A 14,013-nucleotide genomic window follows, 5' to 3' on the forward strand; every position below is an offset into this window, starting at 1 on the left:
CGGCCTCAGGAGTGCTTGGCCAGCCCGTCGAGGTGGCTGTGGTCGTTCCAGATCTCGACGGCGGGCAGCCCGTACTCCCAGGACAGCACGGACAGCGCGGCGGTGCCGAGCTTGAAGCGCTGCGCGTACTCGGGGGGCAGGCCCAGCCAGCGCGCGGTGAGGATGCGCAGCAGGTGGCCGTGGGCGAACAGCACCACGTCGCGGTCGGCGCAGTGCATGGTGGTGGTGTCCGCCTCGGGGACGCCGTGCTCCTCGTTGATCCCGGCGAGGAAGGCGTCGACCCGGGCGGAGACCTCGGCGAGGGTCTCGCCGCCGGGCACGCCGTCGCGCCAGATCAGCCAGCCGGGCCGGTCGGTGGCCCGGATGTCGCCGCCGGTGCGCCCCTCGTACTGCCCGTAGTCCCACTCCAGCAGTTCGGGGCGGTCCGCGGCGCGGTCGCCGAAGCCGGCGAGTTCGGCGGTGTCGCGGGCCCGGGACAGCGGGCTGGTGAAGACGGCGGCGTCGGGCAGGCCGTTCCACGGGGCCCGGGCCAGCCGCTCGCCGAGGGCGCGGGCCATCTCGCGGCCCTCCTCGGTGAGCGGGACGTCGGTGCGACCGGTGTGCCGGCCGGTGGCCGACCAGGAGGTCTCGCCGTGGCGGACCAGCACGATACGGGCGGGCATGGGGGCTACCTCGTTCGGAAAGGGGTGCGGTTCACTGGCCTCGGCGTCGAGTCCACCGGCCCATGATCCCTCACCGCCCCGCTCCCCCGGACAACGGGACCCGTCCGGTTCGACCGACGGACCCGCCCGGTTCGACCGACGGGCTCCGCTTTGTCGGCGCCGGGTGCGAGACTGGGCCGCACCATGAACGTCTCGCACTTCGGGCAGGCTTCCCCGCCGCTGCGGCGGCTCTCCGAGCTGCGCGGCCCGGCGCCGCAGCGCAGCCTCGACGCCCGTGCCCTCGCCGCGCTCGCCGCCAATCCGGGTTGCCGCCGCCGCGCCCTGCTGGACGCCGCGGGGGTGGACAAGACCGCGCTGGCCCAGCGCCTGGGCCGTCCCGCGCCGTTCGGCCAGTCCCCGTTCGCGATCCGTCGCGGCCTGCAGTTCGAGTCCCGCCTGAAGCGGGACGGCTACGCGGTGCTGCTCCGCCCGCTGCGCCGCCTGCTGGGCGTGCCGGAGGCGGAGGTCGCCTCGCTCGCGGTGCCGGACCTGCTGCCTTCGGCCTCCCCCGCGGTGCGCGCGGAGCGCACCGCGGCGGCGCTGGCCGAGGCGGCCGCCGACCCGGCGGGGTGGACGCTGCTGGACCATCCGATGCTGCGCCTCGAGGTGGCGGGCAGCCCGGCCTACCTGGAGCCGGACGCGGTGGTGGTGCACGGCGGCCGGTGCACCGTGGTGGAGATCAAGTCCTTCCCGGTGCTGGACGGTTCGGCCGATCCGGCGAAGGTCGGCGCGGCCGCCCGGCAGTCCGCGGTGTACGTGCTGGCGCTGCAGGAGGCGGCCGCCCGGCTGGCCGGCGCACCGCTCGTCGGCGGCCCCTACGCCGTCCAGCAACTGCCCGGCGCGCCGGAGTTGACGGTGCTGCTGGTCTGCCCGAAGGACTTCTCCAACCAGCCGGTCGCGGTGCCGGTCGATGTGCGGCGCGAACTGTCCACCACCCGGCGGCAGTTGTCCCGGATGACGCGGGTCGAGCAGTTGCTGGCGGCGCTGCCGGAGGGCGTCACCTTCGACCTGGCGCGGGACGAGTCGGGTGCGCCGACCCGCCCGCCCGAGGAGCTCGACGCGGCGGTGGCGACGGTGCCGGCCGCGTACGGCCCCGAGTGCATCTCCACCTGCGAGCTGGGTTTCCACTGCCGGGCGCAGGCGCGCTGCGCGGGCGCGGTCGAGCAGTTGGGCCGCGGGGTGCGCGGTGAGCTGGGTTCGCTGCGCACCGTGGAGGAGGCGCTGGCGGCGGCGGAGCGGGGCGGCGCGGAGGGCCTGGAGCCTTCGCTGTTCGAGGAGTTGGGGCTGGACGAGGCGTCCGAGCGCCTGGCGTACGCGGCCCGGCTGCGGGCGGAGGCGCTGGCCGCCGGGGGCGTGCGGTGAGCCTGCTGTCCACGCTGGCCCGGTTGGAGGCGGTGCGCGGGCAGCGGGCGGAGCCGTTGGCGACGGTGCGGCACCGGCACCTGTCGGAGCGTCCGATGGTGCTGGTGCCGTTGGCGGCGGCCGGTGAGGCGGGCGCCCCGCTGGCGGTGCTGCTGGGCACCGACCGGGAGCGGCCGCGGCTGCACTTCGTGCCGCAGCCGCTGAACCGCACCCAGCGTTCGGAGTTCCTGGCCGCCGTGGCGGCGGAGGTGGTGCCGTACCTGGAGTCGTTCGGCGCCGAGGTGGAGCTGCTGGAGGGGTCCGAGAAGGATCCGGTGAGCGGCGAGAAGGTGCCGGTGGTGCGGGAGCTGTGCGCGGACGCGCCGCAGCTGATCGTGCCGAACGCGGGGGGCGTGGCGCACCTGGCGCTGCTCGGCCGGTCCACCCGGTTCCGCCGGACGGCGCAGGATCCGGATCCGGGCGAGTACCCGGCGCCCACCCAGGTGCCGCTGCTGGGGCGCTGGTTGACGCATCTGACGGACCGTGCGCAGGTGCCGGGCTCCTCGATGCTGCTGGCGATGACGGGCCTGCTCTCGCGGCACTGGGCGACCGGGCAGAGCAACCTGGAGGACCAGCACTTGGCGGCCCGGCTGGCCTGGCACGTCCCGCCGGCGGGCTTCGGGCCGGGGACGTCGGGCGCGGCGGCCGCCGAGTGGGTGGAGTCGGCGCGGGACGCGGACGGGCAGTTGGCGCACCCGCCGGCCGGCCCGACCACCGATCCGCGGTTCGACGAGCAGGTGCTGGCCCCGGCGATCCTGCGGCACGACGCCGCGGTCGCGGTGCGGGAGCGGGCGGAGGCGTCCCGGGACGCCGCGGAGGCCCGCCGGGCGGCGGCGCTGGTCGAGCAGGCCCGGGCGGTGCTGGGCGAGGCGCTGCTCGGCGCGACGCTGCCGACCTGGCACGACGTGTGGCTCGGCATCGACCTGCTGCGCGGGCTGCCGCCGGCCGGCCACCTGCCGGACCGCTGGGAGGGCGACCGCTGGTCGTTCACCATGCACCGGGACCGGGTGGCCGCCGGGGAGCCCCCGCAGCCGCGCCGGGACGACGCGGTGACCGCGGCCCGCAAGCTGGCGCAGCGCGAGCGCGAGCAGGCGAAGCTGGACATCCAGGAGGCGCTGGACGATCCGCTGGCGATGGCGGAGCGCCGGCTGTCCGGCGAGGCCTTCGCGGGCGAGGTGGTGGACGTGGTGCCGGAGTGGTCCGAGGGCCGCTCCGCCAAGCCCCGTCCGCTGCTGGTGGTGCGGACCGGCGACCGGCCGCACGCCGATCCGGGCCGCGAGGTGTACCGGGCGCACGCGGAGCCCGCGCAGCGCGCCGTGATCGTCTCGTCGGCGCCGGGCGAGGTGGTGGTGCGGCTGCTGTCCGGCATGGGCCGGAAGAAGGACCCTGAGCCGGGCAGCGTGCCGGAGCCGGGCGACGCCGTGGTGTTCACGCTGTTCGAGTTGGCGGCGCGGCAGTCCGCGCCGCTGCCGGAGCCGGCCGACACGCCGTGGACGCACGGTGGCCCGCCGGTGGCCGGCGCGGATTCACCGGCCGGTGCCGACGAGTGGGAATGACCCTCCGATGAACCTTTCTGGAGAGCTGGTGACGGACCCTCAGGACGCGCTTCCGGACGACGCGTCGAGCCCGGGCGAGGCCGCCGACCGCGCCGTGGCGGGCATCCTGGACGCGGTGGTCCGCCCCGCGCCGGGTGCGCAGCGCGGGGTGGTGGTGGACTCCCCGCCGGGCGCCGGCAAGTCGACGCTGGTGGTGCGGGCCGCCCGGGAGCTGGTCGCCGCGGGCGAGCGGTTGATGATCGTCGCGCAGACCAACAGCCAGGTGGACGACCTGGTCGACCGGTTGGCGTCCAAGGCTCCGGACGTCACGATCGGCCGGCTGCACGCGAGCGACTCGCGGCCGGCCGCGGAGGCGCTGCGGCACGCCAACGTCACCGCCAAGGACAAGGTCGGCGACCTGCTGGAGCAGGACGTGGTGATCTCCACGGCGGCGAAGTGGCAGTGGGTGAAGGCCGAGCAGCCGTGGCGGCACGCGATCGTCGACGAGGCGTACCAGATGCGCTCGGACGCGCTGCTGGCGGTGGCCCGGCTGTTCGAGCGGGCGCTGTTCGTGGGCGACCCGGGCCAGCTGGACCCGTTCACGGTGGTGGGCACCGACCAGTGGGCGGGCCTGTCCTACGACCCGTCCTCGTCGGCGGTGGTGACGCTGCTCGCGCACAATCCGGCGATCCGCCCGCACCGGCTGCCGGTGTCCTGGCGGCTGCCCGCCTCGGCGGCGCCGCTGATCTCCTCCGCGTTCTACCCGTACACGCCGTTCCGTTCCGGCACCGGGCCCGGCGACCGCTCCCTGCACCCGGGGGTGCGGGCGGACGGCTCGGCGGTGGACGCGGCGATCGACGAGGCGGCGGAGTCCGGCTGGGCGCTGCTGGAGTTGCCGGCCCGGCACACGGTGCGCACCGACGCGCAGGCGGTGGCGGCGGTGGCGCGGACGGTGCGGCGGCTGCTGGAGCGGCAGCTGACGGCCCGTTCGGAGAACGGCTCGGCGCCGCTGACACCGGGCCGGGTGGCGGTCGGCACGGCGCACCGCGACCAGGCGGCGGCGGTCCGCGCCGAGCTGGGCCGGCTCGGGGTGCCGGTCGATCCGGCGGTCGGCGAGTACGTCACGGTGGACACCGCGAACCGGCTGCAGGGCCGGGAGTACGACGTGACGGTGGTGCTGCACCCGCTGTCCGGGCGGCCGGACGCGACGGCGTTCCACCTGGAGACGGGGCGGCTGTGCGTGCTCGCCTCGCGGCACCGGCACGCCTGCATCGTGGTCGCCCGGGCCGGCATCGCCGAGCTGCTGGACGACCATCCGGCCACCGAACCGGTCCAACTCGGCGTCGCGGTCAAGTTCCCCGACGGGTGGGAGGCCAACCACGCCGTCCTCTCCCACCTGGCCGAACACCGGGTGCGGCTGGCCTGACGGGCGCACCGCCCGAGGGAGCGCGTGACGCTGCGTGCGCGCCCCGTGGCGGGGAATAGCGCCCGTGGGCGCACCGTTCCGCTACTGGCGGTTCGCGCGCGACAATGGATGGCGGCCGTCTCTCCCCCGTCCCTCCCGGAGGTGCCCCGTCATGCCCGACTCGCATCCGCAGGCGTCCGACCAGAGCGGCTCGCCGACTCCGGCCGTCGTTCCGCCGGTGCCCGGGCCGGCGCGTCGGATCCGCCCGGTTCAGCTGATCTTCGAGCCGGAGGGGTCGGAGCCCGAGCCGGAGCGCTTCTTCGACCTGGAGTCGATCGCCGATCCGGCGCAACTGCTGTCCCGTTCGACCGAGTTGGCGCTGGCCTTCCGCGCCGCGGCCGAGCGCGCCACCGACTTCCAGGCGATCGCCGCGGCCCAGCTCGCCGACCCGCGCCGCTTCGACGCGCTCTCCCCGGAGCAGATCGCCGAGCGCGCCGACTGGACGCCGGACTACGCGGTGAAGATGGTCGAGTACGGGCGGACGCTGCAGCGCCGGACGCCGGAGGGCTGACCGCCCGCACCGGGCTGCGCCGGAAGGCCACTGGCATATGCGGCGGGCGATGGTACGCCCTCGGCCCCGCCGCTGTCCGGCGAACGCGGTTTTCCCGGCAGCCGCGCGCACGGCCGGTCCAGGCTGGGCGGGTGGACATCTGGACCTATCAATCGGTGGAGTACGTCAGCGTCGCCGGGGAGGCGTGGCTCGCCTCCGCCAGCGAGTACCCGAGCAGCATGCGCGCCCTGTGGGAAGCCCGCCCGTGGGTTCCCGCGGTCCTTCCGTGCGGCCGGGTCTTCGATGTGATCAGCCTCCCCGCGGTGTTCGGCCGCCGGGTGGTGGACGAGCTGTGGAACTCCGGCCCGGGCTGCGGCCCGGTGGCGACCTACCGGGGCCGCACCCTGCTGTTCGTGCAGCCGGGCGCGGCGGCCCGGCTGCGGACGCTGCTGGCCTGGGAGGAGTGGGCGCGGGACGTTCCGCCGCTGCTCTGCCACGGCGCGGGCGACGCGGTGACGGTGCCGCCGGTGCAGCGGGCGCTGGACGCGCCGGACAGCGCGTCGAGCCGGTGGATCGTCGCCCCGGACACCCGCGAGCCGTGGCTGCCGGGGGCGTCGGTGGTGCTGTGGGCGTGCGTCCGGGCGGCGCGCGGCCGGGCCCGGGAGGCCGGCGACCCGGTGTCGAACGCCCGCTGAACGGCGGGGGCCCGGCGAGTGCCCGTCCGGCGCGAATCGATTTTGGCTCCGGCCCCGGCCGCTGCTAGAGTCTTCCACGTCAGCAAGCGCCGCTAGCTCAGTTGGTTAGAGCAGCTGACTCTTAATCAGCGGGTCCGGGGTTCGAGTCCCTGGCGGCGCACAGACAGCGAAAGGCCCTCCTTCACAGGAGGGCCTTTCGCGTTGCGCCGCGCATCTCCGGGCTGGTGCGTAAAGGGCTGCTAATGTCCCGGTCATGGCGTCCGACGACCTCCATTCCGACTGGGCCGCCTGGCTCGACGCGGAGCTCGCCGGGGCCGAGGCGGCCGCCCTGCGCGGGCACCGCCGGGCCCGGGTCCGGGAGCGCGCGCGCCTGCTGCTGCTCTGGGCGGGGGCGGTGACCCTGGCGGCCGGCCTCGGCTTCGGACTGGTGTACACGGCCCAGCACGGCCCAGCCCCGCGCCCGACCGTCTCGGCCTCGCCGACCCCGACGCCGAACGGCTAGTCCAGCAGGACCACCACCAGCCGGCGCGGCCCGTGGACGCCCCTGACCCGGATCATCTCGATGTCGGCGGTGGCGGACGGCCCGCTGATGAAGGTGAGCGGGCGCCGGGGGTCGAGCCGGGCGAGGGCGCCGGGGAGCGCGGAGTGCACCTGCTCGGCCCGGACCACGCAGACGTGCAGGTCCGGCAGCAGGGTGGCGGCGCGCCGGCCCTGGGCGGGGCCGCCGTCGAGGATCAGCGTCCCGGATTCGGCGACGGCGGCCGTACAGCCCGTCAGCACGGCTTCGGTGGCGTCGAGTTCGGCGTTCGGCAGCGGCGGCCGGTCGGGGCGCGACTCGCCGTCCCAGTCGGCGGTCCACTCCGCCGGGAGGCCGTCGGGCAGCACCACGCTGCGCGCGCCCTCGGCTGCCAGCGCCTCGGCGACGGCCGGGCCGGGCCGGTCGGCGCGCAGCACCCGCGCGCCGTACTCCTCCAGCCGTTCGACGAACAGCGCGAGCACGGCGGGCCGGTCGTCCTCGGCCAGTCCGGGGGCGTGCCGCAGGTAGCGGCGCGGCGCGGCGGGGGCGGGCGGGACGGCGGCGGCCCGGATCCGGCCCAGGATCTCTTCGCGGGCGGTCACTGGGCGCCTCCTTCGTTCCGCTTCCACCAGCTGCGGAAGGATTCCCGGGGAATGTCGGGCAGGGTGCGGCTGTCGGTCCAGCCGCCGAGCACACCGGGCGGTTTCAGTCGTTCGGGCAGCAGCGGCCCGACCAGTCCGGCGCTCTTCACGGCGGCCTTCCACAGCATCGGGCGCTCCATCACCGCGCCGACCGTGTTCAGTGCGGCGCGTTCGACGGGGTGCTGCCCGCCGTCGGCGACCTGGGCGCGCAGGTCGAGCAGTACGTCGGTGAACCGGATCCGCACGGGGCAGACCTCGTTGCAGGCGCCGCACAGCGTGGAGGCGTACGGCAGGGAGGCGGTCTGCGGGTCGTCGAGGCCCTTGAGCAGCGGGTTGAGGATGGCGCCGATCGGGCCGGGGTAGACGGAGCCGTAGGCGTGTCCGCCGGTGCGCTCGTAGACGGGGCAGATGTTCATGCAGGCGCCGCAGCGGATGCAGCGCAGCGCCTGACGGCCCGTCGGGTCGGCGAGGGCCCGGGTGCGGCCGTTGTCGACGAGGACGAGGTGGAAGGTGCGGGGGCCGTCGCCGTCCGTGGTGCCGGTCCAGGTGCTGGTGTAGGGGGACATCCTTTCGCCGGTGGCGTTGCGGGCCAGCACTTGCAGGAAGACCTCCAGGTCCTGCCAGCTGGGGACGGTCTTCTCGATGCCGACCACGGAGATCAGCGTGTCAGCGAGGGTGAGGCACATCCGGCCGTTTCCCTCGGATTCGACGACGACCATGGTGCCGGTCTCGGCGACCATGAAGTTGGCGCCGGAGACGGCGACCTTGGCGCCGAGGAACTTCTCCCGCAGGTGCAGCCGGGCGGCTTCGGCGAGTTCGGCGGGGTCGTCGGTGAGGCCCTCGGGGGCGGGGCGGCCGTGCCGTCCCATCTCGCGGACGAAGATGTCGCGGATCTCGGTGCGGTTGCGGTGCAGCGCGGGCACCACCACGTGCGAGGGCAGGTCGTCGCCGAGCTGGACGATGGCGGCGGCGAGGTCGGTCTCCCGGGCGTTGATCCCGGCGGCGGCCAGCGCGGCGTCCAGGCCGATCTCCTCGGTGAGCATCGACTTGACCTTGACGATCTCGCTCTCGCCGGTGGCCCGGACCAGGTCGGTGACGATCCGGTTGGCCTCGGCAGCGTCCCGCGCCCAGTGGACGGTGCCGCCCGCGGCGGTGACCCGCTCCTCGACCTGCAGCAGGTACCGCTCCAGGTCGGCCAGCACCCGGTCCTTGATCGCTGCGGCGGCGTCCCGCAGGTCCTCCCAGTCGGGGCGTTCGGCGGCGAGCGCCGCGCGCTTGCCCCGGATGGTGTGGGTGGCGCGGCGGACGTTCTCGCGCAGCTGCCGGTTCTCGACCTCCTGCCGGGCGGCCGCCGGGAACGCGGGCCAGCCGAGGAACGACCTCGTCATCGCACGCCCTCCACCACGGGGATGCCGGGCAGCGGCCCGTCCTGCACGGTCCTGGCCAGGATCTCCACCAGGTGGACGGTGCGCACGGGGTGCCCGTCCCTGGTGAGCCGGCCGCCGATGTTCAGCAGGCAGGAGTTGTCGACGGCGGCCAGCACCGCGGCGCCGGTCTCCCGCACGTGCCGGGCCTTGTCGCCGTTCATCGCCCCGGAGACGGCGGGGTTCTTCACCGAGAACGTCCCGCCGAAGCCGCAGCACTCCTCCTGCGCGGGCAGTTCCACGAAGTCGATGCCTTCGACGGCGCGCAGCAGCCGGTGGGGCCGGTCGCCGAGCTTGGTGGCCCGCAGGCTGTGGCAGGTCGGGTGGTACGTCACCCGGTGCGGGAAGTACGCGCCGACCTGTTCCACGCCCAGCCGGTCGGTCAGGTACTGGGTCAACTCGACGACCCGGGGCGCGAGTTCGGCGACGGCGCGGGCCAGGCCGGGGTCGCCGGCGGCCTCCGCGGCCAGCGGGTACGCCTCGGTGGGCATGCCGCCGCAGGAGGCCGAGGGCACCACGATCTCCTCGTAGTCGCCGAAGGTGTCGACGAAGTGCCGGGCCAGCTTGGCGGTCTGCTTGCGGTAGCCGGTGTTGAAGTGCATCTGGCCGCAGCAGCTCTGGTCGGCGGGGAAGTCCACGGTCACGCCGAGGCGGTTCAGCAGTGCGACGGCGGCGCGGCCGGTGCCGGGGAAGAGCGTGTCGCCCAGGCAGGTCACGAACAGGGCGGTGCGGGAGCGCGGGGGGTTCGGGGGCATGGCCGCATCATAGATGCAAGCTTAGATGCAAGCCAGATTCCATGACAGAATGACCGGGTGACCGACACCGCCCTGCCCACCGCCGACCGGGCCTACCAGCACGTCCGCACCCGCCTGCTGGACGGCGGCTACCCGGGCGGCACCCTGCTCTCCGAGGGCGTGGTCGCCCTGGAACTCGGCCTGTCCCGGACACCGGTGCGCGAGGCGTTCCTGCGCCTGCAGTCCGAGGGCTTCCTGCGGCTCTACCCGAAGCGCGGCGCCCAGGTCGTCCCGATAGCGCCGGGCGAGGCCCGCGACGTGCTCGCCGCCCGGGTGCTGTTCGAACAGGCCGCCGTCGACGCGGTGGCCGCCCGCGGCCCCGAGGCCCTGCGGGCCGTCGGCGCGGAACTGCTGGCGGCCTGCGAGCACCGCGACCCGCACCCGGTGGAGGCCGGCCGGCACTTCCACCTCACCCTGCTGCGGGCCGCCGGCAACGCCGTCCTGACCTCGCTCTACGAGACGCTCTGGGACCGCCAGACCCGCGTCTCGGCCGCCGCCACCTCGACCCCGGAGCGCGCCGGCGAGGACCACGCCGAGCACCTGGCGCTGGCCCGCGCGCTGGCCGCCGCCGACCCCGCCGGGGCCCGCGAGCAGGTCTCCGCCCACGCCGCCTCGCTGCTGGCGCGCGTCGTCCGATGAACCGGAGAGCCGGCAGCCCCGGGCCTCGCCCAGGTCTGCCGGCTCTCCGGGAACGGGGTCAGCTCCGGCCGCGGAGCTCCCGGTAGCGGCCGACCAGGTTGGCCGTCGAGGCGTCCAGCGACTCCGCGCCGGTGCCCTCCAGCAGGACCGGCTCGATCTTCTTGGCGAGGACCTTGCCGAGCTCGACGCCCCACTGGTCGAAGGAGTCGATGTTCCAGACCGCGCCCTGGACGAACACCTTGTGCTCGTAGAGGGCGATCAGCTGGCCGAGGACGTGCGGGGTGAGCTCGGCGGCCAGGATGGTGGTGGTGGGGTGGTTGCCCCGGAAGGTCTTGTGCGGGACCAGCTCGGCGGGGACGCCCTCCGCGGCGACCTCCTCCGAGGTCTTGCCGAAGGCCAGCGCCTGGGTCTGCGCGAAGAAGTTGGCCATCAGCAGGTCGTGCTGCGCGACCAGGCCGGCCTGCAGGTCGTCGACCGGACGGGCGAAGGCCAGGAAGTCGGCCGGGATCATCTTGGTGCCCTGGTGCAGCAGCTGGTAGTAGGCGTGCTGGCCGTTGGTGCCGGGCGTGCCCCACACCACCGGGCCGGTCTGCCAGCCGACGGGGTTGCCGTCGCGGTCCACCGACTTGCCGTTGGACTCCATGTCGAGCTGCTGCAGGTACGCGGTGAACTTCGACAGGTAGTGCGAGTACGGCAGCACCGCGTGCGACTGGGCGTCGAAGAACGCGCCGTACCAGACGCCGAGCAGGCCGAGCAGCAGCGGCAGGTTCTGCTCCGCGGGGGCGGTGCGGAAGTGCTCGTCCATCTGCCGGAAGCCGGCCAGCATCTCCTGGAAGCGCTCCGCGCCGATCGCGATCATCAGCGACAGGCCGATCGCGGAGTCGTACGAGTAGCGGCCGCCCACCCAGTCCCAGAACTCGAACATGTTGGCGGTGTCGATGCCGAAGTCGGCGACGCCCTGCGCGTTGGTGGAGAGCGCCACGAAGTGCTTGGCGACGGCCTCGTCGCCCGCGCCGAGCTGCTCCAGCAGCCAACTCCGGGCGGCGACCGCGTTGGTGACGGTCTCGATGGTGGTGAAGGTCTTGGAGGCGACGATGAACAGCGTCTCGGCGGCGTCCAGGTCGCGGACCGCCTCGTGCAGGTCGGCGCCGTCCACGTTGGAGACGAAGCGGACCGTCAGACCGCGGTCGGTGTAGGAGCGCAGCACCTCGTAGGCCATCGCGGGGCCGAGGTCGGAGCCGCCGATGCCGATGTTGACGACGTTGCGGATCCGCTTGCCGGTGTGGCCGGTCCACGCGCCGGAGCGCACCCGCTCGGAGAAGTCGGCCATCTTGTCCAGCACCGCGTGCACGGCGGGCACCACGTTCTCGCCGTCGACCTCGATGACGGCCTCGCGCGGGGCGCGCAGCGCGGTGTGCAGGACCGCGCGGCCCTCGGTGTTGTTGATCTTCTCGCCGCGGAACATCGCGTCGCGCAGCTCGGCGACGCCGGTGGCGGCGGCCAGCTGGCGCAGCAGGTCGAGGGTGCGGTCGGTGACCAGGTGCTTCGAGTAGTCGACGAAGAGGTCGCCGACCTGCAGGGTGTAGCGCGTGCCGCGGTCGGGGTCGGCGGCGAACAGTTCGCGCAGGTGCTGTTCGCCCAGCTCTGCCCGGTGCTTCCCCAGCGCGGCCCACTGGGGGGTGCGGTCCAACGGGGTCCGGCCGCTGGCGGGGGTGTCCGACATCGGTGTGCTCCTTGCGTCCATGCGGGTGCAGATACCGGCTGGTTCCGGCGGGAGGGTGGCGCTGGTCCGGCGGGTACCTGTGCGTGTGCCGGCTCCGTCGACGGCCTTGCCCGTCCCAACCCTATGCCCTGCGGGCCGACCGTTCGGGACGCCGGGCAGGTTGCTCGCCGAGCGGTCGACGGGCCGTCACTTCCGGGCCGACTGGAGGTCGAGTGCGCGCAGTACTCGGTCGGCGACCTCGGGGTCCGCGCCGGCCTCGCCGCGGGCGACCAGGACCTCGCGCCGGGAGGCGGCGATCATCTCCTGCTCGACGGCGAAGGCCTGCCGCCACTTCTTGCCGCGGCGCTTCGCCTCCTGCGCCTCCTCCTCCTCGTACTTCTCGGGGCAGAGCCGGGCCAGCCGGTCGTGCTGGCGTTCGCGCAGGCGCTCGGTGATCTCGGGCGGGAGTTGGTCCGCCTCCTCCAGTTCGGCCAGCCGGTGCAGGCCGGCCTTGGCGGCGCGCCACCAGAGTTCCCGGACGGCCTTCTCGTGGGCGTCGCTGTCGCTGTCCAGGCCGAGCAGCCGCACCACGTAAGGGAGCGTCAGGCCCTGCACCACCAGGGTGAACAGGACGACGCTGAAGGCGATGAAGACGATCTCGCTGCGGCCCGGGAAGGGGTGCCCGTCGTGCAGGGTGAGCGGGATGCCGAGGGCCAGCGCGACGGTGGCGACGCCGCGCATCCCGGACCACCAGAGCACGACGGTCTCCCGCCAGCTGATCGGGGTGTCCTCCTCGCCGTGGCTGACGGTCTTGGAGATCCAGGCGGCGGGCAGCAGCCACAGCAGCCGGAGCACCACGACCACGGCGATGACGATCGCGGTGTCGCCGAGCATGGTGTGCCAGGTGCCGCGGACGTCCTGCAGGACGGTGGACAGCTCCAGGCCGATCAGGCCGAACGCGACGCCGGTGATCAGGGTTTCGACGATCTCCCAGAACGCGTTGCCGACCAGCCGGTACGACACCTCGTCGGCGTCGCTGGCGCGGTCGGCCAGGTAGAGCGCGCAGACCACCACGGCGAGCACGCCGGAGCCGTGCGCCTCCTCGGCGAGCACGTACGCGGCGAACGGGACCAGCAGGTTGAGCGCGACCTGCTGGGTGGGGTCGTCCAGCAGCCCGGCGAGCTTGGCGTTGGCCCAGCCCAGTCCGATGCCGACCGCCACCGCGACCACCGCGGAGAGCAGGAACCGCTCGACGGCCCGGCCGGTCGACAGGTTGCCGTCGACCACGGCCTCGACGGCCAGCGAGTAGATGACGATCGCGGTGACGTCGTTGAACAGGCCTTCGCTCTCCAGCACCGCGGTGAGCCGGCGCGGCAGTCCGACCTCGCCGGCCACCGCGACGGCGGCCACCGGGTCGGGCGGGGAGACCAGCGCGCCGAGGGCGACGGCGGCGGCCAGCGGCGCGGCGGGCACCAGCCAGGAGAAGACGCCCGCGACGGCGGTGGTGGTGACTACCACCAGGGCGACGGCCAGCAGCAGGATGGAGCGGATGTTGGCCTTGAAGTAGCGCACCGAGGAGCGCCGGGCGACGGCGAAGATCAGCGGCGGCAGCACCAGCGGCAGGATCAGTTCCGGGTTGACCTGCACGTTGGGGATCTGCGGGACGAGCGCGAAGACCAGACCGACCAGCGTCATCAGCACCGGCTGCGGGATCCGGGACTTCCGGGCGAGCGGCATCGTCACCACCGAGGCGAGCAGCACCAGGAAGAGCAGTGTCAGCTGACCCACGGTGGTTCCTCTCGGCAGGGCTGGGTTCGCCGTGATCAGCATACGTCCGCGCCCGCACCGGGCCGATTGTGTGTTTCGGGCGCTGACCAGGTAATGTTCTGCCCGTCAGCACGCGCCGCTAGCTCAGTTGGTTAGAGCAGCTGACTCTTAATCAGCGGGTCCGGGGTTCGAGTCCCTGGCGGCGCACAGACGGTCGAAGGCCCCTCGCGGAAGCGGGGGGC

Annotated in this window: 13 protein-coding genes and 2 tRNA genes; 9 read left to right on the plus strand and 6 right to left on the minus strand. The window is 74.3% G+C overall.

The features are described from left to right. Positions 1-5: 5 nt before the first annotated feature. On the minus strand, positions 6-662 hold the full coding sequence (locus tag BX266_RS12310; protein ID WP_099899319.1) for a histidine phosphatase family protein: 657 nt from the start codon (positions 660-662) through the stop codon (positions 6-8). A 183-nt stretch (positions 663-845) separates the two neighbouring features. Between BX266_RS12310 and BX266_RS12315 the strand changes: the two genes are divergently transcribed. From BX266_RS12315 to BX266_RS12345, 7 genes are all read left to right on the plus strand, one after another. Continuing rightward, a complete protein-coding gene (locus BX266_RS12315) occupies positions 846-2,063 on the plus strand; it encodes a hypothetical protein (RefSeq protein ID WP_099899321.1) in 1,218 nt (405 codons plus the stop codon). Further along, a complete protein-coding gene (locus BX266_RS12320; RefSeq protein WP_099899323.1) occupies positions 2,060-3,658 on the plus strand; it encodes a hypothetical protein in 1,599 nt (532 codons plus the stop codon). The genes BX266_RS12315 and BX266_RS12320 overlap by 4 nt, the downstream gene beginning before the upstream one ends. Before the next feature lie 28 nt (positions 3,659-3,686). Then, complete coding sequence (locus BX266_RS12325; RefSeq protein ID WP_099899325.1) at positions 3,687-5,063, plus strand: AAA domain-containing protein; 1,377 nt, start codon at positions 3,687-3,689, stop codon at positions 5,061-5,063. A gap of 151 nt (positions 5,064-5,214) precedes the next feature. After that, entirely contained in the window at positions 5,215-5,613 is a 399-nt protein-coding gene (locus BX266_RS12330; protein WP_259464667.1) for a hypothetical protein, read from the plus strand. Between the two features lie 35 nt (positions 5,614-5,648). Further along, the gene (locus BX266_RS12335; RefSeq protein ID WP_310794834.1) at positions 5,649-6,287 is read left to right on the plus strand and encodes a bifunctional DNA primase/polymerase; all 639 of its coding nucleotides are present in this window, start codon (positions 5,649-5,651) and stop codon (positions 6,285-6,287) included. A gap of 86 nt (positions 6,288-6,373) precedes the next feature. Continuing rightward, positions 6,374-6,447 (plus strand) — tRNA-Lys (locus tag BX266_RS12340). A 93-nt stretch (positions 6,448-6,540) separates the two neighbouring features. Next, complete coding sequence (locus BX266_RS12345) at positions 6,541-6,789, plus strand: hypothetical protein (protein WP_099899328.1); 249 nt, start codon at positions 6,541-6,543, stop codon at positions 6,787-6,789. Here the strand turns inward: BX266_RS12345 and BX266_RS12350 are convergent. Genes BX266_RS12350 through BX266_RS12360 form a run of 3 tightly spaced genes read right to left on the minus strand, consistent with a single transcriptional unit; the run spans position 6,786 to position 9,624 of the window. Next, the gene (locus BX266_RS12350; protein ID WP_099899330.1) at positions 6,786-7,406 is read right to left on the minus strand and encodes an LUD domain-containing protein; all 621 of its coding nucleotides are present in this window, start codon (positions 7,404-7,406) and stop codon (positions 6,786-6,788) included. The genes BX266_RS12345 and BX266_RS12350 overlap by 4 nt on opposite strands. Further along, positions 7,403-8,833: a LutB/LldF family L-lactate oxidation iron-sulfur protein gene (locus BX266_RS12355; RefSeq protein ID WP_099899332.1), complete on the minus strand. Its 1,431-nt coding sequence runs from the start codon at positions 8,831-8,833 to the stop codon at positions 7,403-7,405. Before BX266_RS12355 ends, BX266_RS12350 begins: the two co-directional genes overlap by 4 nt. Beyond that, the gene (locus tag BX266_RS12360) at positions 8,830-9,624 is read right to left on the minus strand and encodes a (Fe-S)-binding protein (RefSeq protein WP_099899334.1); all 795 of its coding nucleotides are present in this window, start codon (positions 9,622-9,624) and stop codon (positions 8,830-8,832) included. Before BX266_RS12360 ends, BX266_RS12355 begins: the two co-directional genes overlap by 4 nt. 57 nt (positions 9,625-9,681) lie before the next feature. Between BX266_RS12360 and BX266_RS12365 the strand changes: the two genes are divergently transcribed. Continuing rightward, positions 9,682-10,302: a GntR family transcriptional regulator gene (locus BX266_RS12365; RefSeq protein WP_099899336.1), complete on the plus strand. Its 621-nt coding sequence runs from the start codon at positions 9,682-9,684 to the stop codon at positions 10,300-10,302. A gap of 58 nt (positions 10,303-10,360) precedes the next feature. Here BX266_RS12365 and pgi read toward each other — a convergent pair whose 3' ends face one another. After that, the gene (gene pgi / locus BX266_RS12370; RefSeq protein WP_099899338.1) at positions 10,361-12,025 is read right to left on the minus strand and encodes a glucose-6-phosphate isomerase; all 1,665 of its coding nucleotides are present in this window, start codon (positions 12,023-12,025) and stop codon (positions 10,361-10,363) included. 186 nt (positions 12,026-12,211) lie between these two features. Further along, positions 12,212-13,792 (minus strand): Na+/H+ antiporter, encoded by a 1,581-nt coding sequence (locus BX266_RS12375; protein ID WP_099899340.1) that lies wholly within the window; start codon positions 13,790-13,792, stop codon positions 12,212-12,214. A 112-nt stretch (positions 13,793-13,904) separates the two neighbouring features. On the opposite strand from BX266_RS12375, the gene BX266_RS12380 reads away from it, so the two are divergent. Continuing rightward, positions 13,905-13,978: transfer RNA gene (locus BX266_RS12380), tRNA-Lys, on the plus strand. Positions 13,979-14,013: the final 35 nt, after the last annotated feature.

It is taken from the genome of Streptomyces sp. TLI_171 (genome assembly GCF_003610255.1).
In the GTDB taxonomy this organism is placed as follows: Bacteria; Actinomycetota; Actinomycetes; order Streptomycetales; family Streptomycetaceae; genus Kitasatospora.